Below are 22,686 nucleotides of genomic sequence, written 5' to 3'. Positions count from 1 at the left end.
CACAAGACATCCTTAACCCAAACGCGCCTAATACTGGCGCATTAAGGCTAATCGACACAAACGGGGGCTCCGCATGGTCGCACCACGAAATAGCAAGCCGTCTGGCGAGCTACGCCACATCTTTGGTCCCGCCCGTGGGGCGCTCTGGGCGATTGCCTTATTCTCCGTTGCAGTGAACGTGCTGCTGCTGACCGGACCGCTTTTCATGCTACAGGTCTATGACCGTGTGATCGGCTCGCGCTCAAGCTCGACATTGCTGGTGCTGTTCCTGATCGTCGGGTTCCTGTTCACCGTCATGGGGCTTCTGGACTATTTCCGTGGCCGCATTCTGGCGCGGATCGGCGCGCAGCTTGTTGAACGGCTGGATGCCCGCATCATGCGCGCCACGCTCGAACGCACGGCTTCGGCCACCTATCGCAACCAGCCCGCCACCGGCGCGACAGAGCTCAGCCGGATCAATGCGCTTTTCGGGTCTCCGGCGCTCGGGGCGGTATTCGACCTGCCCTTCACCCCGATCTTCGTCGCCCTGCTGTTTTTCTTCCATCCGCTGATGGGGTGGTTTGCCATCGCCTCTTCGGTCATTGTGTTCACGCTTGCGGTGCTCAACCAGCGCTATACCCACGCCGCCCATGCCGAGGCCAATCGCGCCGCCGCCGAAGCCGAGATGCGCAGCACGGTCATGCGCAGCGGGCTGGAAACCCTGCGCGGACTGGGTATGAGCCGCCAGATGCTCGACCGCTGGCAAAATGCCCGTGATCGCGCCTTGCTGCATGGCATGAAGGCCGCCGATCGCAGCGGTGGCTTCACACAGGCCACGAAAGCATTCCGGATGTTCATCCAGTCGGCCATGCTGGCTTTGGGCGCATGGCTGGTCTTGCAGAATATGCTCACGGCGGGCGCGATGATTGCGGGCTCGGTCCTGCTCGGGCGCGCCCTTGCCCCCGTCGAACAGACCGTCGGGCAATGGGCCGCGATCCAGAATGCGTGGAATGCCCGTAAATCCCTGTCGCGCCTGCTGGACGAGACCCCCGAAAAAGAAGCCCCGATGTCGCTGCCCCGCCCCAAGCCGGAGCTGACGGTCAGCGATATTCTGGTGGCCCCGCCCGGCAGCCGCACGCCCACCCTCCACCAGCTCAGTTTCGAAGCGGTTGCAGGGGACGCGATTGCTGTCATCGGCGTCTCTGCATCGGGAAAATCCACGCTGGCCCGTGCGCTGGTCGGGCTCTGGCCCACCCTGCATGGCGAAATCCGCCTTGGCGGCGCGGCGCTGGCGCATTTCGACCGCGAGGCCCTTGGGCGGCTGCTGGGCTATCTGCCGCAGGAGGTCACGCTTTTTGCCGGAACCGTGGCCGAGAACATCGCCCGCTTCACCCCCAATGCCGACCCGAAGGACATCGTCTACGCGGCCCAGACGGCCGCTGCCCATGAGCTGATCCTGTCGCTGCCGCAAGGCTATGACACCCCGCTCAGCGACGGGGCGCCCGAACTTTCCGGCGGTCAGCGACAGCGGATCGGGCTGGCCCGCGCGATCTTCGGCAACCCGATCCTGCTTGTGCTCGACGAGCCCAATTCCAGTCTGGATGATGCGGGCACGAAGGCGCTGAACCAGTCGATTTCGATCGCCCGCAAACAGGGGCAGATCACCCTTGTGATGTCCCATCGTCCTTCGGCACTGGCACATTGCAACAAGGTGCTGCTGCTTGACAAAGGACAGATCCGCGCCTTCGGCCCGCGTGACGAGGTCCTGCGCAGCCACGTGAAAAATGCCAGCAACTTCGTGCGCCCCAAAGCAGTTGGAGAGAATTGACATGACACGCTATTCTGTTCGTGGACCGATGATGGCAGGGCTTGCGGTGCTGGCTTTGGGCTGCGGCGGCTTCGTGGCGTGGGCCGTCGCCACCGAAATCGACGGCGCAGTGGTGACCCAAGGCCGTGTCGAGGTGGAAGCCCGTCGCCAGACGCTCCAGCATCCGGACGGCGGGATGGTCGCCGAAATCTTCGTGCGCGACGGCCAGACCGTAAAAGCGGGGGCACCGCTGATCCGGCTCGACGATTCCGAACTGCTGGCGCAACGCGCCCTTCTGCATGCCAATCTGACCGAAACACTGGCGCGGATCGACCGGCTTCAGGCCGAGGTCAGCGATGCACAAACCATCACATTCGATGAGGAACTTCTGGCGGATGCGACGGAAAATGCCCAGACTCAACGGCTTCTGGCCTCGGAAACCGCCTTGTTCGACTCCCGCCGTGATACGCAGGCCCGCACGCTGGAACAGCTGACAGAGCGCAAGAAACAGACGCAATCCCTGATCGGGGGCTATCAGCGTCAGGTTCAGGCCGGCAACCGCCAACTGCAACTGATCCGGCAGGAACTGACCGATCAGGCGAGCCTGCTGGATCGGGGGCTGACACAGGCAAGCCGTGTCTCGGCGCTGTATCGGCAGGAAGCGGAACTGCAAGGAAATATCGGCCAGCTCGAAGCCTCGATCGCCGAGGCTCGCAGCTCGATTGCCGGATATGAGATCGAGGGACTGCGCACCCAAGCCTCCCGCAGGGAGGAATCGCAAGACGCGCTGCGCAGCGAGCAGCCCAACGAGCTGCAAATCCGCGAACAGCTTGGCGTCACAGAGACCCGTCTGGGACGGCTGGTCCTGCGGGCTCCCATGTCGGGACGCGTGCTCGGGCTGAAAATCCACACGATTGGCGGGGTGATCGCGGCCGGACAGGAAGTCGTGTCCATCGTGCCGCAAGACGTGCCGCTGATCTTCATGGTCCGCATCGACCCGCTGCAGATTGACCGGATCCATGCCGGACAATCGGCGATGGTGCGGTTCCCGAATTTCAACAGCCGCACGACACCGAGCTTTTCCGCCACCTTGCGGACCGTCTCGCCCGACACAATCACCGACCCGAACACGCAAAGCACCTATTACACGGCAGAGCTTGAACTGACGCCGGAGGCGAATGAGGCGCTTGGCGATCTGCCGCTCCAACCCGGTATGCCGCTTGAAGCTTTCATCCGGACAGGCGCACGCAGCCCCGCCTCGGTTCTGGTCAAACCGCTCTCCGATTATATGGCCTATGCCCTGCGCGAAGACTGACCCTGCGGGAGAGCCCCCCTTTGCGCCGCACGCCGGTCGCACACGGACAAAGGAGGACCGGTCTGCGGTCACAATCCGATACCGATGGGCATCCGGCATATGATCTGACCGTCTCCGGTCGCTCTTCGGCCGCGCTGCAGCCTGATAGCAGGCCGTCCTGAAAGGACAGGCCTCTATCGCCAATGAAAACGGGGGCCTGCGGGCCCCCGTTCCGGATCATCGCCATATGGCTCAGCTTTGCTGGTCCTTGACGAAGGTCTTGTCGGTTTCGCCGCGGAAGAAATCCCGACCATAGACAAGAATGCACAGCACAACCCCAACCGCGAAGGCCCAGGCCGCACCCCGCGTCGCAAGAACAGCGGCGACGATGCCCGCGATACCAAGATCGCGCTGCGAGCGGGCTTCCATCACCCCGATCCGCACGGAGACATAGCCCTGAATAAGCAGGGTCAGCGCCAGCGCAATGCCGAGGATGGGCTGCACGAGGGTCACGATCGGCATCAGCAGAAGGCCGGTATTCGTCCCCCAACGGAACGACCCCGCCCCGCCAAAGATCGAATCCATCGCCTTTTTGCCTTGCGAGAACCGCTCGACAATCACCACATGCATCGCCGCCCAAAGCGGACCACACATCGCGACATCGGGACCGATGATCGACATGATCGAGTTCCGCGCCCCGAAAATCATATGCGCGCGGTCAGGATTGTAATGCACGACCTCATCGGGACGCTCGTGATCGGCCTCGTCCAGAATGGCCTTGCTTTGCAGCACATCACCAAACAGCACGATATAGGCCGCCAGCACCGTCGGAACGGCGGACACGAACATATGCAGTGGCGGAAAGCCAAGCCCGAACACGGTATATTCTTTCCACAGCGTCACGAAATCGGGCTTGGAGATCCCCCATTCGATCTTGGGCCAGGGGGCCTCGCCGAAGACCGGCGCGATCACGATAGCCAGTGCCACAATCGGGAAGATCCCGAATTTGCCGACCATCCCCCAGAAGGGGCTGACATTTTTCAGCTTGGCGAAATGGCGCGAGAAAATCACATAGAAGGCGATACCGACCGCGATGGAGATGGTGAAGGGAAAGCTGTCAAAGCGCCCCCCTACCTTGAAGACCGAGATCACCGCCGCGATCCCCGCACCGATGATGATACCGGATTTGATGGCTTGAGGGATCAGTTGCACGACCCGATGCGCCAGCCCCGAGGCCCCGATAAAGATCGAGAACACCCCGAGCATCAACTGGAAGGCGATCAGCGCATGCACCCGCTCGGGGCCTTCGGGGAAGGCCGCGCAATAGGCCATCAGCAGCGGGATCGCGGGGGTGATCCAGCCCGGCACGACGGGGTCACCCAGCAGGTGGTGGGTCAGATACAGAATGCCGTTCATCATCACGACCGCCAGCGCGACCTCGAACGGCATATTGAGAAGCTCAACCATCAGCGGGATCGCCGCAAGATCCACGGCACACATCAGAAGGCCCTGGAAATAGTCCGGCCATTCAAACCGATAGTGAAGGAATGGCAGGCGGATTTTGAACGGCCCCGCCGGCCAATAGGGCGTTTCCTGCCCGTCGATGCGTTGTTGTCTCACAGAAGTCTCCTCGTAATCTACGCAGTTCGCCCTTCCCTCCCGGGCGAGAATGTTTTGTGTCAGGCGCCCCACCTGCGATGCGTCGAGGCGCCTGACAAGAGGGTCAGAACGCTTCGCGATACAGCGCGAGCGCGTCTTGTTCCGTCACTTCGACAGGGTTGTTGACCAACAGTCGGGTCTGCAGCATCGCATCACGTGCCAGCATCGGCAGATCGGCCTCGGGTACCTTGACATCGCGCAGCTTCAGCGGCGCGCCGGAGCGGTCCATCAGATCCTGCATGAAGTTCACGAAATTGGCCGATTTGGCTTGCGTGCCTTCGTCGGACGGCCCGATCACCACATCCGCCAGCTCGGCATAAAGCGCGGCGGCACCGGCCATGTTATAGCGCAGGACCGGGCCCAGCATCAGCGCGTTGGTCAACCCGTGCGGCAGGTGGTAATGCCCGCCCAGCGGATAGGCCAGCGCATGGACCGCGCCCACGGGGCTGTTCGAGAACGCCTGACCGGCCAGATTGGCCCCGAGCAGCATCGCTTCACGCGCCGCGCGGTTGGTGCCATCCTGACAGGCCGTGATCAGGTTCGCGCTCATCAGACGCAGCGCTTCCTTGGCGAAGACATCCGACATCAGGTTCTTCTTGTGCTGGCCGGTAAAGGCTTCGATGGCATGCACCATCGCATCGATACCGGTGGCGGCCGTCTGCACCGGCGGCAGGCCGGTGGTCAGTTCGGCATCCAGCAGCACGCGGTCGGCATAAAGCTGTTGCGAGACGATGCCCATCTTGGTGGTCTCGCCGGTGGTCAGAATGGTGATATTGGTCACTTCCGATCCGGTGCCCGCCGTGGTCGGCACCTGCACCAAGGGCGTGCGCTTGCCCTCGACCTTGCCGATCCCATACAGCTCGGACAGCGGCTGTTCGGAGACCAGCATCACCGCCACCAGCTTGGCGATATCCATCGACGAGCCGCCCCCCAGCCCCATGACAATATCGGAGCCTGCCGATTTCGCACGTTCGACACAGGCCATCAGCACGGCCTCCGGCGGATCGGCAACCACATCATCAAATACGGTGACGCTGAAGCCATGCGCCTTGAGAGACGCAATCGCCGGATCGAGCAAGCCATTTTCATGCAGGAACTTGTCGGTCACGATCAACAGGTTACGTTCCGGGAACCACGCCCCCAGAAGTTCGCCCATCCGCTTCGCGCCACCCCATTCCACCAAGGTGGAGCCGGGTGTGTCGAAGGAGAACGGTTTGATACCATCAGTCATTGATCTTGTCCTTGAAGAGAAAAACACAACTGTCCCGCGCCCGGAAGGCCGCGGGACTTACCAAAAGGGTCAGAGCGCGCTACAGATGTATTTCAGCTCGAGATATTCCTCGATGCCGTACTTGGAGCCCTCGCGCCCCAGACCGGACTGTTTGACACCGCCGAAAGGCGCGACCTCGTTCGAGATCAGGCCGGTATTGTGGCCAACCATGCCATATTCCAGCCCCTCGGACACACGCACCATCCGCGCATGATCCTTTGTGTAGAAATAGGCGGCCAGCCCGAAGATCGTGTCATTGGCCATCGCCACGGCCTCTTCCTCGGTGTCGAAGGCAAAGAGCGGCGCCAGCGGCCCGAAGGTCTCTTCCTTGGCGACCTTCATCTCGGGGGTGACGCCGGTCAGGATCGCCGGTTCGAAGAACAGCCCGCCCAGACGTGTGCCGCCCTGCAGCAGGGTCGCGCCCTTGGACACCGCATCCTCGATATGGCTTTCGACCTTATCCAGCGCCTTAGCCTCGATCATCGGACCGATATCAGTGCCCTCTTCGGTGCCATTCCCGACCTTGAGCGCCGAGACTTTCTGCGAGAGTTTCTGCGCGAAGGCCTCATAGACCCCGCGCTGCACCAGAATGCGGTTGGCGCAGACACAGGTCTGACCGGCATTGCGGTATTTCGAGGCCATCGCCCCTTCCACCGCCGCATCCAGATCGGCGTCGTCGAACACGATAAACGGCGCATTGCCGCCCAGTTCCAGCGAGACTTTCTTGATCGTGTCGGCACATTGCGCCATCAGCAGACGCCCCACCTCGGTCGAACCGGTGAAGGAGAGCTTGCGCACGATATCGCTATCGGTCAGCACCTTACCGATTTTCGACGCCGGTCCCGTCACAATCTGGAACACGCCTGCCGGAATCCCCGCACGTTCGGCCAGAACGCCCAGGGCCAGCGCGGTCAGCGGTGTCAGATCGGCCGGACGCACAATCATCGAACAGCCCGCCGCCAGAGCGGGCGCGGCTTTGCGGGTGATCATCGCGGCCGGGAAATTCCAAGGCGTGATCGCCGCCGTGACACCAATCGGCTGGCGCAGCACGGTCAGGCGCTGGTTGCGCGCCGGAGCGGGGATCGTGTCGCCATAAACGCGTTTGGCTTCCTCGGCGAACCATTCCACAAACGAGGCCGCATAGCCGATCTCGCCTTTGGCCTCTTTCAGGGGCTTGCCCTGTTCGAGCGTCATGATCAGCCCCAGATCGTCGGTATGCTCGACCATCAGCGTGAACCATTTACGCAAGACGGCGGCCCGCTCCTTGGCGGTCCAGCGCGCCCATTCGGCCTGCGCCTTGCGCGAGGCCTCGATCACGGCAGGGATCTCCTCGGGGGCGAGCGCGGGCACCGTCCCGACAACGGATCCATCAGCGGGATTGAGAACATCGATCGTTGCGCCGGAGGCGGCATGCACCCACTGGCCATTGACCAAGCAGGCATCTTTCAACAGCGACGGGTCTTTGAGTTGGGACATTGCGGGCCTCATCGTTTGGAGTTGCGTAGGTCTTGCAGTATCGTTCCATATATGAAACGACGTTTGCTATATGGAACGTATGCCGATGTATACACCTATGTCAATCGCTCACATCTTCGCGTAAGACTGCGGCTCAAAGGAAATGGCAGATGGCAGAACCCTCCAAACGACGCGCCCCCGCCGCAGAGCGGACAATCCTGATACTGGACAAGCTTTCCGCGCATCCCTCGCCGCTGGGGGTCTCGGAACTGGCCCGCGAAATGGGCCTGCCCAAAAGTTCGGTCTACGGAATCTGCGAGACACTTGTCGCAGCCGGTGTGCTGCATTCGGAGCCAGACGGTTATAGCCTCAGCGCCCATTGCCTGCGCTGGAGCAGCGCCTATCTGACACGCTCCTCGCTGATCTCGGAATTCCAGCGGGTTCTGTCGCGCGATGACCGGCTGGCCAATTATACCGTCACCCTGTCGACCCTCGAACAGGGGCAGGTCGTCTATCTGGCCTGCCGCAATTCGGACCGCCCTCTGGGCTTTACCTTCCAGATCGGAATGCGCCTTCCGGCGGTCTATTCCGCCACAGGCAAGGCGATGCTTTCCCATCTGCCCGAGGCCGAGCGGACAGCCATCCTGCATCTGCCCTGGCCCGCCCCCTTCACGCCCAATAGCGTGCGCGACATCGCCGCCTTCGAGGCCGACGCGCAGATCTGGCGGCAGAACGGCTATGCCATCGATAACGGAGAAATCCGCGAGGGCATGGTCTGCCTTGGCGCCCCAATCCTCGGCCCCGCGGGCAGCCCCGTCGCGGGTATCGCCATCTCGATGACCAGCGCCGAAGCCAGTCAGGTCAAACAGACCGAACTCGGCGCCGCCATCCGCGATATCGCCAAGTCTCTGGCGCAGCATTACACCGGCTAAAGCCGGCCCGTCCGCGCGCGAGGCGCTTAGGGACCGCCCTCCTGCGGACCGGCCCCGCTTCTCCTTGCGGCACCCTGTACATATCCGGTTGATTTGGAACAGGTCATTTCCTATTGAGGAGTCATGACCGATTCCACCGCCCAGACCCCGCATTCCAAACGTGGCCCCGGCCGCCCGCGCGAGTTCGATCTTCCGCAGGTGCTTGATCAGGCCGTGCTGGTGTTTCGGGAAAAGGGCTATAACGCGACATCGATCGGCGATCTGTGTCAGGCCACAGGCCTGACATCAGGCAGCCTCTACAAGGCGTTCAAAGACAAACTCGGCATTTTCCTTGCGGCGCTAGACCATTATCTGACCGCCCGAAACGCGGCGCTGACTGCGCGTATGGCACAGGGCCAGACAGGGCGCGACCAGCTTCGTGCCTTCATCTCGGTCTATGTCGATGCAAGCCAGGGCCGTGAAGGGCGCACCGGATGTATGGTGATTTCGGCCCTGACCGAGATCACCACATTTGACGAGCGGATGGCTCTGCCCGTCCTGAAAGCCTATGAGCGCCTTGAAGCGACCCTGCTGAAGATTTTCGATGCGGGGCGGGCCGATGGGAGCCTGACGCTCACCACGGACCCGCGCATAACCGCGCGTCTTCTGCTGTATACACTGCAAGGCATGCGCCTTGCGGGCAAGATCGGCTATGCCGAAGGCGACCCCGCCAACCCTATCGATACCCTGCTGCAACTCTTCGCCTAATCCCTTCCGCCCCTCGTCATTGCCCTGCGCCAAATTAGGGAATGATCGTTTTATAAAGTGTAAAACCCGATGCCCCATCCCCGACGTGCCACCGCTCCAGCCCCTGCCCCCAACAAGGCACCCGGCGCAGGGATCTCGTTTCTTCTGGCACTCTCCTGCGGTGTCCTTGCCGCGAATATCTATTATGCGCAGCCACTGGTCGGCCTGATCGCCCAGACCGTGCAGATCCCCGACCGGCTTGCAGGGCTTGTGGTGACGCTGACACAGCTCGGCTATGGTCTGGGCCTCATCCTTCTGGTGCCGCTGGGCGATATCTTCGAGAACCGGCGTCTGGTCCTGACCCTGATCGGGCTGAGCGTTCTGGCCCTTGCGGGAACGGCCCTCGCGCCCGGCCAATGGCTGTTTTTTGCCGCGAGTTTCTGCACGGGGCTCGGGGCGGTGGCCGTGCAGGTTCTGGTGCCCTATGCCGCGCATCTTGCCGATGACGCCCATCGCGGCAAAGTGGTAGGCAATGTCATGTCCGGCCTGATGGCGGGCATCATGCTGGCCCGCCCCGTCTCCAGCTTTATTGCCGGTTCTTTCGCATGGCAAACCGTCTTTGTGCTGGCCGCGCTCGCGCTTGTGATCCTTGGCATCGTGCTGGCCCGCCGCCTGCCCGAGCGCCACCCCGCAAGCCGGATGGGCTATGGCGCTTTGATGCGCTCGATCGGGCATATCGCCATAACGACCCCTGTCCTGCGCCGCCGCGCCCTTTATCATGCGGCCATGTTCGGCGCATTCAGCCTGTTCTGGACGGTCACCCCGCTGCTGCTGGCCAGCCCCGCCATCGGCCTGACCCAAGGCGGGATCGCGATCTTTGCCCTAGTCGGTGCCGCCAGCGTGGTCGCCTCGCCCGTCGCAGGCCGGATCGCCGATCGCGGCTGGGGATATCCGGCCACACGGCTTGCGCTGCTGGCAGGCATGGCGGCATTCGTGCTGTGCCTCGCGGTCCCGCACAACCGGATCGTCGCCCTCGCAGGGCTGGTCACCGCCGCCCTGATACTGGATTTCGCCGTGACCACCAATCTGGTGCTGGGGCAGCGCGAGATCTTCCTGCTGGATGCGGGCATCCGTGCCAGATTGAACGGAATCTACATGGCCAGCTTCTTCCTTGGCGGGGCTCTGGGCTCGGCAGTAGGGGTCTGGGCCTATGTGGCCGGAGGCTGGTCTCTGGCGGCGGGTCTGGGGCTTTTCGCCCCCGCGCTGGCCTTCCTTTACGCCCTGACCGAGAAACGGCACGGCTGATCCGCCCTGCCCCGCGATCTCCGGAGCGAACGGCCTTCCGCTCCCCCAACCAGAATGCGCCCCGCCTGCGAACGGGGCGCAAAAACATTTCATGTTCTATTAAAGCTGAATCCAACTGCCCGATTTTCGCCCGAATTCGGGCACGCCGCGACCACCCGTAAATGGGATCCAGAGGCTATCGGGAAGCGGCAAAGATCGACCCTTCCCCGCGGAAGCGCGCAAAACGTGCGTACAGATTGCAGCAAAGCTGCTCTCACCTCGGTCATTCCTCAGGGATCTGTTCCATGTGCTCACTTTGCGGCAATCCACTCCATTTCGCGCCTCTGACGGATCTGGCAACCGCCACGACCTCTGCCTCGGGCACCTCAAGCAGCAAACCGGTCTGGAGCGTGGAGCAAATCGCCACCTATCTTCAGGACGGCTACTGGGAGGACAAGGGCAGCAGCAGCCACAAGTTCAACATTACGGCCTCGGGCTCTTTGACGGTCAATCTTTCCGCGCTGAGCGCCACCAGTCAGGCCTATGCCCGCGATGCGCTTTCGGCATGGACCGATGCGTCGGGGATCAGCTTTGTCGAAACCACCGGATCGGCGCAGATCACCTTTAGCGACAGTGCCTCGGGGGCATGGACCTCGTCGGTCTATTCCTCCGGAATCACCAAATCCGCGAAGGTCAATATCGACGAGGGCTTCGCCTCCAGCGCCTATATGCTGCAGACCTATATCCACGAGATCGGCCATGCGCTGGGTCTTGGCCATACCGGCAATTATAACGGCTCGGCCACCTTTGCCTCGGATGCCGCCTTTGCCAATGATACATGGCAATATTCGATCATGTCCTATTTCTATCAGACGCTCAGCGCTGATACGGGGGCAAGCTTTTCCTATGTGGTCACGCCGCAGATTGCGGATGTCTTTGCCATCCAGCAACTCTATGGCACCTCCAGCAAGGTCCATAGCGGCAATACCACCTATGGCGATAGCGGCGAGACCCTGCTGGATGCCCGCGCGCAAACCATTGTCGATGCAGGCGGCACCGATTTCATCGACCTGCACAGCCGCAGCGCGGACCAGCGCATCGACCTGACCCCGGGCAGCTTCTCCGATATCGGGGGGCGCACGATGAACCTCGCCATCGCGGTCGGCACCGTCATCGAGAATGTCTCAACCGGCAGCGGGGATGACACGATTACCGGCAACAGCGCCAATAACGTGCTGTCAGGCGGGGCCGGAGCAGACCAGATCTTCGGCGGCGCGGGGGCGGACCAGCTTTCCGGCGGCGATGGTAATGACCAGCTTTCGGGCGGCACCGGCGCCGACCAGCTCAGCGGTGGGCAGGGCAGCGATCTGTTGCAGGGCGGGGATGGCAATGACCTGCTGGCAGGGGATGCGGGCAATGACACGCTGATCGGCAATGCTGGCAGCGATACACTGGATGGCGGCGCAGGCCAGGATACCGCCTATTACGAATTCGCCTCCGATGATGCGCTGGTCTTCTTCAGCGGCACACAGCTCCAGATCAGGAACGGCACCGATACCGATATCCTGACCAATATCGAAACGCTGTCTTTCGCGGATGGAAGCTGCAATGTCTCCGATCTCGACCCCGTGATCGGCAGCGGCTGGATTGCGGCCAGCAGCATTCTTGACGGAACCGCCCTGCAACCGGTGACAATCATCCCCCCCAGCACGACGACGCCCAGCACGACCACCCCCACCACCAGCGAGCCCACCACAAGCACGGCCAGCACGGCACGGATGGAAGTGGGCGTGACCGATCTTATGCGCCATGCCAATACGGATGGCTGGGTGCATATCAGCTTTAGCGCCGAAATTACCGATGCAGTGGTTGTGGTTGGCCCCGTCACCTCGAACGGCGGGCATACGCTTGTCCCCGAAATCCAGAACGTCACCAGCACGGGCTTCGACATCCGCCTGAGCGAATGGGCCTATCTCGACGGCGCCCATACGCTTGAATCGGTTTCGTGGATGGCCGGAACAGCGGGGGACTATTTCCTGAGCGACGGCACGAAGATCACCTTCGGCTCGGCCGATATTTCGGGCGCCGGAAACACAACCATCGCGCTGGACGGCTATGAGGCGGGCAGCTCTGTCACGGCCTATGGCTCGCTTGTCGGCACGGGCGACCAGATTCTGACCCACCGTCTGGTGGATGTCTCCGCCGATCAGCTTCAGGTGCGGATGCAGGCAGAAGAAGCCGAGCGCGGCACCGAGGCCACCGAGGCCCGCAGCTTCGATTATGTGGTGATCGAGAACGGCAGCACGCTGATGACCTCCGGTTCGGTCGGGCTGGCCGGCGGGTGGCAATCCATCGGCGCGACCGGCGCAACCGCGCTGTTTGCCGATATGCAGTCTATGGCAGGCGGTGACACCGCGACCCTGCGTCAGACCACCAGCAACGGCTCGACCTATCTGAGAGTTGCGGAAGAACAGTCGCGCGATGCCGAAACGGGCCATGTTGCGGAAAATGTGGCCTATAGCGCCTTGGCCACCGGCAGCTATACGCTACAGGCAACGGGCGAGACAGAAGTCAAAAGCGATCCGGTCCTGTCCAACACCACCGAGGGCGCATTGGAGGTTGGCACGCTCAGTCTGGGTCGCACGGCAGGTGCCGATGGCTGGGCCCATGTCAGCTTCAGCGAGGCTATTCCCGATGCGGTCGTGGTGCTGGGTCCGATCACCACCAATGGCGGCCATGCGGTCACGACGGAGCTGCGCAATATCACCGATGAAGGGTTCGACCTGCGCCTGTCCGAATGGAGCTATCTCGATGGCAACCATACCGGCGAAACCATCTCGTGGATGGCGGGCACGGAAGGGGCGCATATGCTCTCGGACGGGACGAAGATCACTCTGGGCACGCAAGAGGTGACCGGCAGCCAACAGGTCACCCTCGGCTATGACGGCTTTGACGGCACACCGACCATTCTGGCCTCGGTCTCGGGCGAAGGCGGCCAGACGGTGACCCATCGGATCAGCGATGTCGACAGCGACAGCGCCACGCTGCGCCTTGCCGCGCAAGAGGCCGATTCCGGTGTCTCCAGCAGCACAAGCCGTGTCGTGCAATGGGCCGCGGTGGAAGACGCCTCGGGGTCTCTGGTGACGGGCGATACCAGCTCGGTCAATCATCTGGCCAGCCTGATTGACGCGAACGAGGATCAGGTGCTCTTCGCGGATGTGCAATCCTATCTGGGCGGTGACACAATCGTGCTGCGCAGCCTCGACACCGCCAAAGGCACCGCACTGTATCTGCAAGAAGAACAGTCGCGCGATGGCGAGCTCGGCCATGTCTACGAAACCGTCTCGTGGCTGACGATTGGCGAGGGACGGTATGACCTGACCGACCTCAATGATGACACAACGACCAGTGTCGCGGCCAATATCCCCGACCTGTCAATCCTGACCGATGATCTGCTGCTGTAACAGCCTGTGAAAAAGGCCCCGTTTTCGGGGCCTTTCCTCTGTGCCTGCCCCTAGAGAACCGGCTCGAGCGCACCGCGCAGGCCTGCAGCCCGCTCGACCATCGCACGGTTCATCACCTGCCAGACACGGCTACTGTCATTACGTGCCACCAAGAGCGCCAGACGGTTCGGGGCGCGACGGATCACAAACACCTCGCTACCGGCCAGATGCGCCGAGCGTGCCGAACCCGGTGCGAAACTGTCGATCTCCAGATCCGTCAGCCGTGCCATCAGCGCCTCGACCGTCTGGGCATCGCAGGCCACCAGTTCCAGCATCACCCGATGGGCGCCCTGCGCACTGATCGACAGGCCCGGCATGCCGTGACGCAGATTGCGGGTCATATCGACCTCGGACATATGCTCGGCTTCCAGCATCCATTGGCCCGGACCAGTCCAGAACGCCCCCAGACCACGGCCCCCATGCCATGCCCCCGGCCCCGGCAGGGAAACCCCCATCGGCACGGGCACCTGCGCGCCCCGTTTCACACCCAGCGAAATCAGCGCCATATCGGAACGTTCCGACAAAACCATCGTCCCTACGCGGGTTTCTCGGACAGTCTGGGCTGCGATAGTATCTGCGGTGCGCGCATCGGTCATCTGGGCAATCTCCTTACATTCACAAGCTCCCTCGGGGCCTGCCTTGCCACTGGAACGAGGGGGATAGTAGCGCGTTCAAACCCGTGATATTTTCGCGCCACGGACATTCTGTTTTCACTTAGGGACAAAGATGACCATCAGACGTATCGGATTCGTGCTGATTGACGGGTATGCCATGCTGTCAACGGCGGCGGCGCTTGATCCGCTGCGCGCCGCCAACAGCTTTGCGGGGCGCGATCTTTACGATGTCCGCATCCTCACGCCCGAAGGGACGCTTGCCACCTCGTCCTTGGGGGCGCGCTTTGATGCCATCCCGCTGGCGGAGGCGGGCATGGCCTTCGATCTGGTCTTCGTCGTGGCGGGGGGCGACCCGATGCGGCTGCGCTTGCCCGCGCTTGACACATGGCTGCGGCGCGCCGACCGTGCGGGGGTCGAGCTTGGCGGCATCTCGGGCGGCGCGGTGCTGCTGGCGCGGGCGGGGCTGCTGGAGGGGCGGCGCTTTACGGTGCACTGGCACCATTATGACGACATCGCGCATATCGACCCGACCCTCCTGCTGGAGCGCAAACTTTTCGTCATCGACCGCGACCGGTATACCTGCGCGGGCGGTTCGGCACCGCTGGACATGATCCACATGCTGATTGCCCGCGATCATGGCGCACGTTTTGCCCACGAGATCTCGGACTGGTTCATTCAGGCGCAGGTCCGCCCCTCCGAAACACCGCAGAAAAGCTCGATTGCCGCGCGTTACGGGGCCTTGCCCCCGATGGTCGAGGCGGCGCTGGAACTGATGGAAGCCCATATCGCCGACCCGCTCTCGCCGGCGCAACTGGCCGATCTGGCTGGCCTGTCTGAGCGCCAGCTGCAACGCCAGTTCAATGCCACGCTCGGGGCGCCGGTGATGGAGGTCTATCGCCACATGCGCCTTGATGTGGCCCGTGCCCTTGTCCAGCGCAGCGCCCTGCCGCTGAGCGAGATCGCGCAGATGACGGGCTTTGCCTCGCAGGCCCATTTCACCACGCGCTACGGGGCCCGTTTCGGCACCCCGCCGCAGGCCGACCGCAGCCATGTCCAGAAACGCTGACCTCCCGCGTTCCCGCGTCCGCCTCTCGCAAAACCGAGCGTGAATTGACTTTCCCTTATTCTGCGCCAAACCTCCCAGCATCTCGAAACGGCCAATGGATAGCCTATGCCCAAACAAAACCGCACTTTCGCAGTTATCGGCCTCGGGGCCTTCGGCTCGGCTGTGGCAAGCGAACTGGCGCGCTTCGGCAATACCGTGATGGGAATCGACCAAGACGAATCCCGCGTGGCCAAGCTGGCCGAAGCCCTGACCTCGACCATCATTCTGGACGCGACAGACGAACAGGCCCTGCGCGAGGCAGGGGTGGACCGCTATGATGTGGCGCTGGTGGCCATCGGCCATGACATCGAATCCAGCATCCTCGCCACCATGAATGTGCGCGTGCTTGGCGTGGACCAGCTTTGGGTCAAAGCCATCAACAAAACCCATCACCGCATCCTCTCCAAGCTGGGGGCGGACAGGATCATCCTGCCCGAACAGGAGATGGGCAAACATGTCGCCCAGCGGCTGAACAACCCCGTCGTGCAGGATTACGTCAATCTGGGCAACGGGTTCAGCGTCGTGACAATGGCGGTGCCGGAGCGGCTGAAGGGCCGGACACTTGCCTCGCTGGAAATCGGCAGCCGCCATGACGTGCGGATGCTGGGGCTGATGCGCGGCACCGAATTCCTGCCCTGCACCACCCCCGAACTGGAACTGGCCGCGCAGGACAAGCTGCTGGTGCTGGGGCGCCGCCCCGAGCTGCGCGCTTTCGGGGATGCGCTGTGAAAAAAACCACCCAACTTGTCTGGCGCAAATGCCAGCGCAAGCTGATCCATATGCCGCCGCCGCTGCTATTGTCGGTGCTTTATGCCTCAGCGATCCTTCTGGGGGCGGCCGCCCTGATGATGCCGGTCTCCCATACCGCCAAAATCAACTGGTCCGATGCCATCTTCACCGCCACCTCGGCGGTCACGGTGACGGGGCTGGTGGTCTTTGATATCGGCACCAAACTGACCTTTTTCGGGCAGGTCGTGCTGACCTTCCTGATCCAGCTTGGCGGGTTGGGGCTGATGACCTTTGCCGTTCTGGTGCTGGGGGCGCTTGGCCTGCCCATCGGGCTGACCGGCCAGATCTACCTGCGTGAGGATCTCAACCAGAATTCGATGCACCGGCTGATGCAGCTTGTCGGGGTCATCCTGAAAGCGGTGCTGATCTGCGAAGCCATTGGCGCAGCCCTCCTGTGCCTGAGTTTCGTGCCAAGGCTCGGTTTCTGGAACGGCCTGTGGCAGGCGGTCTTCCATTCGGTCTCGGCCTTCAACAATGCCGGTTTTTCCACCTTTTCCGACGGGCTGGTGGGCTATGCCACCGATCCGGTCATCAATCTGGTGATCCCCGCGCTCTTCATTCTGGGCGGGATCGGCTATTCGGTCCTGCGCGAGGTCGCCTCGGGCAAGGGCTGGAAACGCTATAGCCTGTCGACCAAGATCATGCTGCTGGGCACGGGTGTGCTGATCCCGTGGTCGGTCATCATGTTCGCCGTGCTCGAATGGAGCAATCCCGGAACGCTTGGCCCCTATTCGGTCTGGGGCAAGCTGATGATCAGCTGGTTTCAGGGCGTCACCACCCGCACCGCAGGGTTCAACACCACCGATATCGGGGCCATGCATGACAGCACGGTGCTGATGTTCATCTCGCTGATGCTGATCGGTGGCGGACCGGCCTCGACGGCGGGCGGCATCAAGGTGACGACCTTCGTGGTGATGATCCTTGCCACCATCGCCTTCTTCCGCCGCCAGACCCAGCTCAACGCCTTTGGCCGCTCGATCGGCTTCGAGGCCGTGCTCAAGGTCATGGCGCTGACCGCCATCAGCACCGTGCTGGTCTTTGTGGCGACCTTCCTGATCCTGATCACCCATGACGGCACCTTCCTCGATATCGCCTTCGAGGTCTCCAGCGCCTTCGGCACGGTCGGCCTGTCGCGCGGCTATACCCCCGAGCTGAACGGCTTCGGTCGGGCGGTGATCATTCTGGTGATGTTCCTCGGGCGGGTCGGCCCGCTGACCCTCGGCTTCTTTCTGGCCACCCGTTCCGTGCCAAGGCTGCGTTACCCCAAAGGCGAGATCCATCTGGGGTAACGCCTCCATGCCCCGAAACCGTCCTGCCGGTCACACCGGCGGGGCGGCCTTTCGCGCCATGCGGCAGCGGGGCGCGGGATCTGCCCCCCTTTTGCCCCCCCCTTTTGCCCCCCTTGACCGCGGCCCGCAGCGTGCCGCTTCTTGCAAAAGCTGCGGCTTTGCGGCAGGACAGGGCATCTTTTGACAAGATCCGGTGACTTGATACTCATGGCGCAGTGCCCCCGCCTTACCCTGACCGATCTCCGGCTCGACCTTGCGGGCAAAACCGTTCTGTCGGACATCACCCTTGATCTACAGGTGCGCAGGCTCGGTATCGTGGGCCGCAACGGCTCTGGCAAATCGACGCTGGCGCGGGTGATCTCGGGGTTGATCGCCCCCGATGCGGGCAGCCTGCGCCTTGACGGCATCGATCCCGCCAGGGACCGCCATGCCGCGCTCAACCGCATCGGCATCCTGTTCCAGAATCCCGATCACCAGATCATCTTCCCGACCGTGCAGGAAGAGCTGTCTTTCGGCCTGCGCCAACAGGGGCATGGCAAGACCGAAACCGCAGAGCTTGTTCGGGCGATGCTGCAGCGGTTCGGCAAGGCGCATTGGCAGGAGGCCCCGATCTCGACCCTGTCACAGGGCCAGAAGCAACTGGTCTGCCTGATGGCGATCCTGCTGATGCAGCCGCAGCTCATCGTGCTGGACGAACCTTTCTCCGGCCTTGATCTGGCAATCCGCGGCCAGTTGATGCGCCTGTTCGAGACCTTGCCGCAGGCCTTGGTGCATATCACCCATGATCCGGACTGCCTTGCGGGCTATGACCATGTGCTTTGGGTGCATGAGGGCCGCATCCACCGTTCGGGCCATGCCAAGACCGTGCTTCCCGACTATCTGGCCTATATGAACCAAGCGGGGCTGGGCGATGATCTCTCTGACCTCGCCGGTTGAGACCCGCGCCCATCACTGGCCCGCAGGCCCCAAGCTGGTCGCCCTGTGTCTGGCCACGGCCCTGCTGTTCATGACGCCGGGCCTCTGGCCGCCGCTGTTGGCGCTGGCGGGGGCTGCGGGGCTGTATCTGGCAGGCGGGGGGCGCTTTGCGCGGGCGGGGCTGCGCGCCCTGCGCCCGCTCTGGCCGCTGGTGCTGGTGCTGGCGCTCTGGCACGGGCTGACCGCCGATTGGGCAGAAGGGCTGCGGATCGTGGCCCGTTTCAGCGCCGCCGTGGCGCTGGCCAATCTGGTCACCATGACCACGCGGCTGGCAGATATGATCGACGCGCTCAATACGCTGCTGCGCCCCGTCGCACGGCTGGGGCTGAACTCCCGTGCGCTGGAACTGGCGATGGCGCTGACCATCCGCTTCACCCCGATTCTGGCGCAGAAAGGCCAGCTTCTGGCGCAAAGCTGGCGCGCCCGCTCGCCAAGACGGACCAACTGGCATCTTGTGCTTCCCTTGGGGATTCTGGCATTAGACGATGCGGAACATGTAGCCGAAGCCCTGCGCGCGCGGGGCGGGGTCATTCCGCCCGCCAAATCCCCACCTGTCAGGGAGGACAACTGACTATGGAACGCTCTATCACGCTGGTGGCGCTTTTTGCCGCCCTGACCGCCGCTCTGGGCCTGTTGCCCAACCTCACGCTGGGCTTTGGCGTGCCGATCACCGCGCAGACATTGGGCGTGATGCTGGCCGGCACCGTGCTGGGGGCCAAACGGGGGGCGCTGTCCTCGCTGCTGTTCATCATGCTTGTCGCGCTTGGTCTGCCGCTTCTGTCGGGCGGACGCGGCGGTCTGGGCGTTTTCACCAGCCCGACGGCGGGCTTCCTGATCGGCTGGCCCATCGCCTCCTTCGTCACCGGCCTCTTCGTTGAAAAAACGCGCGGCCTGTCGCTGACGGTCTCGGGCATTCTGGGCTCGGTACTGGGCGGGGTCGTCGTGCTTTATGCAGCGGGCATCATCGGTATGTCGATTGTTCTGGACAAAACCATTTTGCAAGCCACATGGCTCACCACTGCCTTCATTCCGGGCGATATTGTGAAGGCAGTGCTGGCGGGCTTCATCACTCAGGGGCTCGCCAAAGCCCGCCCACAAAGCGTTCTCTCGCGCGCGAAATAACGCCACAAACAAGGACGACCCCACCGCATGCCGACAAGCGTGGAAAACCTGCTGAAGGCGCGCCAATCCACCCGCGCCTTCCTGCCCGATCCGGTCTCGCGCGAGACAACCGAGCACCTGCTCTGGGCCGCAAGACGTGCGCCCTCGGGGGCCAATCTGCAACCGGGCAGCTTTCACGCCCTGACAGGCCGCGCGCTGGCGGGGCTGGTCACCAACCTGACCACCGCCATCGACGACAACCGGCCACAGGTCGCGGAATATGAATGGTTTCCGCGCCCTATCCCGCCACATCTGAAGGCCCGCCAAAGGGCTGCGGGCTATGCGCTGTACCAGGCACTCGGCATCGAGCGCCGCGATATCGACGGGCGGCGGCGGCAGTTCAAGGCCAATTACCGCTTCTTCGACGCGCCCTTGGGCATCATCGTTTCGATCGACCGGCACATGGGCGAAGGCGGGTTCATGGATCTTGGCATGTCCATCATGGCGCTGATGCTGGCCGCGCAGGATCGCGGGCTGGGCACCGTGGGCATCGGCGCGATGGCCAATTACGCCGATGTCGTGCATGAAACGCTGGCTTTGCCGCCGGATGAAATGGTGCTCTGTGGCATCGCCATCGGCTATCCCGACGAACATGCGGTGATCAACGGCTTCCGCACCGAACGCGAGCCGCTGGACAGCTATGCCACGCTGCGCGGCTTCGACTAGACCTGTCTCAGGGATCGCGGTGCAAAAGCAGTGCAGTGCCGATCCCGCCGGCGGCGGCAATCGCCGCCAGTCCGGTTTCCCCCGGCAACAGGTCGTGAAACAGGCGCACCACCAGAATCGCCCCTGAGGCCCCGATCGGATGGCCCCGCGCCAAGGCTCCGCCCTTCAGATTGACCCGCGCCGGATCAAGCCCCGCCTGCCGCACGCAGGCCAGCGCCTGAACGGCATAGGCCTCCATGATCTCGGCCCGATCCGCGCCCGCACCGTCAATCGCGCGGATCGCGGCAACAGGCGCCAACCCCGGCAGGTCGGGCTGCCCGCCCAAGCTGCGCCCGCGCCCGACCACAAGCCCCCTGCCCCGCGCCAGCGGTTCGGCCATCAGCACGAAAAACGCCGCCGCATCCGCCGCCACCGCCGTATTGGCAACCGTGACCGCTCCGGCCAGAACCGGAGCCCGCCGCATCACCCCTGCGGCCATCTGCCGGGGATAGGGGTCGGTTGCGATACCGGCTATTTCCACGATTTCAGGAAATTGCGAAGCCATTGCTTTTTCATGACTTATTACGGACCATGCATCGGCTTCCCCACGGGGAATATCGCAGATCTGGCCCAGCCGGTCCGCCGCTCCGGCCATATCGGGGTCGCGCTCTGGCCAGGGCGTAAACGGGGCCTGCGTATAGAATTCAGGCCCCTCCGGCCCGTCAAAAGCACGCAAAGGGCGGCGGGAGTAGCTCTCGACGCCGCCCGCAATCACCACATCGGCCTGCCCCGCGGCAATCAGCGCCTGCCCCAGCAAAAGCGCATCCAGCCCGCCCGCACATTGCCGGTCAACCGTCAGCCCCGCCACCTCTTGCGGCAGCCCCGCCGCCAAGGCCACGACCCGCGCCAGATTGCCGCCCGGCCCGATGGCGTTGGAACAGATCAGCTCGTCAACCGCCCCCGCCGCAAGACCGGCATCGGCCAGACAGGCGGCAATCACCGGCGCGGCAAGCTGATGCGGGTCCAATCCGGCAAAGGCACCGCCACGCGGCACCACCGCCGAGCGCCGCGCCGCCACCACGCGCACCGCTCTCATAGCCGCGCCTCCAAAGCCCGTATGTCGGGCTTGCCTGTCGGCAGCAGAGGAAAGGGCGCAACCCGCTGCCAGCCATGCGCAGAGGCCACCGCCCCCAATTCCTGCCGCAACCGGACCAGCGCCGCCTCGACGGCCTCGGGGGCAGGCCCCTCCCCGACCATCGCCCAAAGCCGTGCCCCGCGCAGCGGATCGGGCTGCGCCACAACGGCCACGTCACAGCCCAACCAGTCTGCCAGCCGCGCCTCGGCAGGTTCGGGGCTGACCAGATGGTCCAGCACCTGCACGATCCGCCCCTTGCGCCCGCGAATATAGACAAAGCCCTGCGCATCCACATGCCCGATCTCGCCAATGCTCAGAAACCCGTCGGCATGCCAGCAGGTGTCAGGGCTGCTGCCAAGCGCATATTCCGTGAACAGATAGGGGCTTTTCACCCGCAATTCGCCCGCCGCACCCACCGCGATCTCGACCTGAGGATAGGCCCGACCGACCGATCCTTCCGGCGCATCGCCGCGGTCAAGCGTGATAAAACTTGTCTCGGAGGCACCGTAAAACTGCATGATCCGCGCCTGAGGCACACGCAGCGCAAGCCGCGCCCGCAGATCCGCCGACAACCGCCCGCCCCCGATGATCCAATAACGCAGCGAAGGACAGCCCCCCTGCCCTTTCAGCATCACCTCCACCTGCGCTGGCGTGGCATAGACATGCGTGGTGCCCCACCGCGCCATCTGCGCCAGCTGCCGATCCCCGCGATGGACAGACAGATCCACAAGCGCGGCCCCGTTCCACTGCGCCTCAAGCGCTGCATAAAGGGTCAGGGATTGCGCCATGGTTCCGGGAAGCGCCACGACCGACCGCGCGTCGAGGCCGAAAAGCTTAGCGTTCAGCGCGAAACTCGTGGTCCAGCTTGCAACGGTCCGGCGGATCCGTTTCGGGGCACCGCTGCTGCCGGAGGTGGCACATTCGATCCATCCCGGGGCAATCGCACAAACCGCGCCCTCACCGACCCGCACGCCGCCGCCCGCAGTAACGGTCTCCTGCAGGTGACGGATCGTGCCACGGTCATCGGCCAGAACCGGCCCGCGCCACCTCAGCCCCTTGCCCAT

19 protein-coding genes are annotated in these 22,686 nt (G+C 63.4%); 13 read left to right on the top strand and 6 right to left on the bottom strand.

Annotation, left to right across the window (positions count from 1 at the left end; translation table 11 throughout):
- Positions 1-73: 73 nt before the first annotated feature.
- Entirely contained in the window at positions 74-1,807 is a 1,734-nt protein-coding gene (locus tag WDB88_RS14280; RefSeq protein ID WP_339109781.1) for a type I secretion system permease/ATPase, read from the top strand.
- Position 1,808: 1 nt separating this feature from the next.
- The gene (locus WDB88_RS14275) at positions 1,809-3,101 is read left to right on the top strand and encodes an HlyD family type I secretion periplasmic adaptor subunit (RefSeq protein ID WP_330647235.1); all 1,293 of its coding nucleotides are present in this window, start codon (positions 1,809-1,811) and stop codon (positions 3,099-3,101) included.
- Positions 3,102-3,332: 231 nt separating this feature from the next.
- Here WDB88_RS14275 and WDB88_RS14270 read toward each other — a convergent pair whose 3' ends face one another.
- From WDB88_RS14270 to WDB88_RS14260, 3 genes are all read right to left on the bottom strand, one after another.
- Entirely contained in the window at positions 3,333-4,700 is a 1,368-nt protein-coding gene (locus WDB88_RS14270; RefSeq protein WP_330647236.1) for a hypothetical protein, read from the bottom strand.
- A gap of 103 nt (positions 4,701-4,803) precedes the next feature.
- Entirely contained in the window at positions 4,804-5,970 is a 1,167-nt protein-coding gene (locus tag WDB88_RS14265; protein ID WP_330647237.1) for an iron-containing alcohol dehydrogenase, read from the bottom strand.
- A gap of 69 nt (positions 5,971-6,039) precedes the next feature.
- The gene (locus WDB88_RS14260; RefSeq protein WP_339109780.1) at positions 6,040-7,485 is read right to left on the bottom strand and encodes an NAD-dependent succinate-semialdehyde dehydrogenase; all 1,446 of its coding nucleotides are present in this window, start codon (positions 7,483-7,485) and stop codon (positions 6,040-6,042) included.
- A gap of 149 nt (positions 7,486-7,634) precedes the next feature.
- Between WDB88_RS14260 and WDB88_RS14255 the strand changes: the two genes are divergently transcribed.
- The 4 genes from WDB88_RS14255 (at position 7,635) to WDB88_RS14240 (ending at position 13,870) form a co-directional block, all read left to right on the top strand.
- Complete coding sequence (locus WDB88_RS14255; protein WP_330647239.1) at positions 7,635-8,396, top strand: IclR family transcriptional regulator; 762 nt, start codon at positions 7,635-7,637, stop codon at positions 8,394-8,396.
- A gap of 123 nt (positions 8,397-8,519) precedes the next feature.
- Entirely contained in the window at positions 8,520-9,143 is a 624-nt protein-coding gene (locus tag WDB88_RS14250) for a TetR/AcrR family transcriptional regulator (protein ID WP_339109779.1), read from the top strand.
- A gap of 69 nt (positions 9,144-9,212) precedes the next feature.
- Positions 9,213-10,427 carry an MFS transporter gene (locus WDB88_RS14245; RefSeq protein WP_339109778.1) on the top strand — a complete coding sequence of 405 codons (1,215 nt, stop codon included), beginning with the start codon at positions 9,213-9,215 and terminating at the stop codon, positions 10,425-10,427.
- A gap of 284 nt (positions 10,428-10,711) precedes the next feature.
- Positions 10,712-13,870, top strand: a complete 3,159-nt coding sequence (locus WDB88_RS14240) for a M10 family metallopeptidase (RefSeq protein WP_339109777.1) — start codon at positions 10,712-10,714, stop codon at positions 13,868-13,870.
- Between the two features lie 50 nt (positions 13,871-13,920).
- Here the strand turns inward: WDB88_RS14240 and WDB88_RS14235 are convergent, their stop codons facing one another.
- Positions 13,921-14,505 (bottom strand): hypothetical protein, encoded by a 585-nt coding sequence (locus WDB88_RS14235; RefSeq protein ID WP_339109776.1) that lies wholly within the window; start codon positions 14,503-14,505, stop codon positions 13,921-13,923.
- Between the two features lie 130 nt (positions 14,506-14,635).
- Between WDB88_RS14235 and WDB88_RS14230 the strand changes: the two genes are divergently transcribed.
- The 7 genes from WDB88_RS14230 to WDB88_RS14200 all read left to right on the top strand — a co-directional run bounded on the left by WDB88_RS14230 (position 14,636) and on the right by WDB88_RS14200 (position 20,508).
- Positions 14,636-15,589: a GlxA family transcriptional regulator gene (locus WDB88_RS14230; protein ID WP_339109775.1), complete on the top strand. Its 954-nt coding sequence runs from the start codon at positions 14,636-14,638 to the stop codon at positions 15,587-15,589.
- 105 nt (positions 15,590-15,694) lie between these two features.
- Positions 15,695-16,357, top strand: coding sequence for a TrkA family potassium uptake protein (locus WDB88_RS14225; RefSeq protein WP_330647245.1), 663 nt, complete (start codon positions 15,695-15,697; stop codon positions 16,355-16,357).
- 50 nt (positions 16,358-16,407) lie between these two features.
- Positions 16,408-17,706 (top strand): TrkH family potassium uptake protein, encoded by a 1,299-nt coding sequence (locus WDB88_RS14220; protein WP_339109801.1) that lies wholly within the window; start codon positions 16,408-16,410, stop codon positions 17,704-17,706.
- Between the two features lie 207 nt (positions 17,707-17,913).
- Positions 17,914-18,642: an ABC transporter ATP-binding protein gene (locus WDB88_RS14215; protein WP_339109774.1), complete on the top strand. Its 729-nt coding sequence runs from the start codon at positions 17,914-17,916 to the stop codon at positions 18,640-18,642.
- Entirely contained in the window at positions 18,617-19,252 is a 636-nt protein-coding gene (locus WDB88_RS14210) for an energy-coupling factor transporter transmembrane protein EcfT (protein WP_339109773.1), read from the top strand. Before WDB88_RS14215 ends, WDB88_RS14210 begins: the two co-directional genes overlap by 26 nt.
- Positions 19,253-19,254: 2 nt before the next feature.
- Positions 19,255-19,803 (top strand): biotin transporter BioY, encoded by a 549-nt coding sequence (locus tag WDB88_RS14205; protein WP_330647248.1) that lies wholly within the window; start codon positions 19,255-19,257, stop codon positions 19,801-19,803.
- A 27-nt stretch (positions 19,804-19,830) separates the two neighbouring features.
- Positions 19,831-20,508, top strand: a complete 678-nt coding sequence (locus WDB88_RS14200; protein ID WP_330647249.1) for a nitroreductase — start codon at positions 19,831-19,833, stop codon at positions 20,506-20,508.
- Positions 20,509-20,515: 7 nt separating this feature from the next.
- Here WDB88_RS14200 and WDB88_RS14195 read toward each other — a convergent pair whose 3' ends face one another.
- Complete coding sequence (locus WDB88_RS14195; protein WP_330647250.1) at positions 20,516-21,583, bottom strand: thiolase family protein; 1,068 nt, start codon at positions 21,581-21,583, stop codon at positions 20,516-20,518.
- The gene (locus WDB88_RS14190) at positions 21,580-22,686 is read right to left on the bottom strand and encodes an AMP-binding protein (protein WP_339109772.1); all 1,107 of its coding nucleotides are present in this window, start codon (positions 22,684-22,686) and stop codon (positions 21,580-21,582) included. The genes WDB88_RS14195 and WDB88_RS14190 overlap by 4 nt, the downstream gene beginning before the upstream one ends.

The sequence above is a fragment of the Thioclava sp. GXIMD4216 genome (genome assembly GCF_037949285.1).
Lineage (GTDB): Bacteria > Pseudomonadota > Alphaproteobacteria > Rhodobacterales > Rhodobacteraceae > Thioclava > Thioclava litoralis.
The sequence above is the reverse complement of the archived record's forward strand: the minus strand, read 5'-3'. Positions and strand labels throughout refer to the sequence as shown.

Bases quoted from the DNA above. Each gene is read 5' to 3' on its own strand.
- WDB88_RS14235 (WP_339109776.1), bottom strand. From the start codon at position 14,505: ATGACCGATGCGCGCACCGCAGATACTATCGCAGCCCAGACTGTCCGA.
- WDB88_RS14280 (WP_339109781.1), top strand. From the start codon at position 74: ATGGTCGCACCACGAAATAGCAAGCCGTCTGGCGAGCTACGCCACATC.
- WDB88_RS14250 (WP_339109779.1), top strand. From the start codon at position 8,520: ATGACCGATTCCACCGCCCAGACCCCGCATTCCAAACGTGGCCCCGGC.
- WDB88_RS14215 (WP_339109774.1), top strand. From the start codon at position 17,914: ATGGCGCAGTGCCCCCGCCTTACCCTGACCGATCTCCGGCTCGACCTT.
- WDB88_RS14210 (WP_339109773.1), top strand. From the start codon at position 18,617: ATGATCTCTCTGACCTCGCCGGTTGAGACCCGCGCCCATCACTGGCCC.
- WDB88_RS14230 (WP_339109775.1), top strand. From the start codon at position 14,636: ATGACCATCAGACGTATCGGATTCGTGCTGATTGACGGGTATGCCATG.
- WDB88_RS14245 (WP_339109778.1), top strand. From the start codon at position 9,213: ATGCCCCATCCCCGACGTGCCACCGCTCCAGCCCCTGCCCCCAACAAG.
- WDB88_RS14240 (WP_339109777.1), top strand. From the start codon at position 10,712: ATGTGCTCACTTTGCGGCAATCCACTCCATTTCGCGCCTCTGACGGAT.
- WDB88_RS14190 (WP_339109772.1), bottom strand. From the start codon at position 22,686: ATGGGCAAGGGGCTGAGGTGGCGCGGGCCGGTTCTGGCCGATGACCGT.
- WDB88_RS14255 (WP_330647239.1), top strand. From the start codon at position 7,635: ATGGCAGAACCCTCCAAACGACGCGCCCCCGCCGCAGAGCGGACAATC.
- WDB88_RS14200 (WP_330647249.1), top strand. From the start codon at position 19,831: ATGCCGACAAGCGTGGAAAACCTGCTGAAGGCGCGCCAATCCACCCGC.
- WDB88_RS14265 (WP_330647237.1), bottom strand. From the start codon at position 5,970: ATGACTGATGGTATCAAACCGTTCTCCTTCGACACACCCGGCTCCACC.
- WDB88_RS14225 (WP_330647245.1), top strand. From the start codon at position 15,695: ATGCCCAAACAAAACCGCACTTTCGCAGTTATCGGCCTCGGGGCCTTC.
- WDB88_RS14260 (WP_339109780.1), bottom strand. From the start codon at position 7,485: ATGTCCCAACTCAAAGACCCGTCGCTGTTGAAAGATGCCTGCTTGGTC.
- WDB88_RS14195 (WP_330647250.1), bottom strand. From the start codon at position 21,583: ATGAGAGCGGTGCGCGTGGTGGCGGCGCGGCGCTCGGCGGTGGTGCCG.
- WDB88_RS14275 (WP_330647235.1), top strand. From the start codon at position 1,809: ATGACACGCTATTCTGTTCGTGGACCGATGATGGCAGGGCTTGCGGTG.
- WDB88_RS14220 (WP_339109801.1), top strand. From the start codon at position 16,408: ATGCCGCCGCCGCTGCTATTGTCGGTGCTTTATGCCTCAGCGATCCTT.
- WDB88_RS14205 (WP_330647248.1), top strand. From the start codon at position 19,255: ATGGAACGCTCTATCACGCTGGTGGCGCTTTTTGCCGCCCTGACCGCC.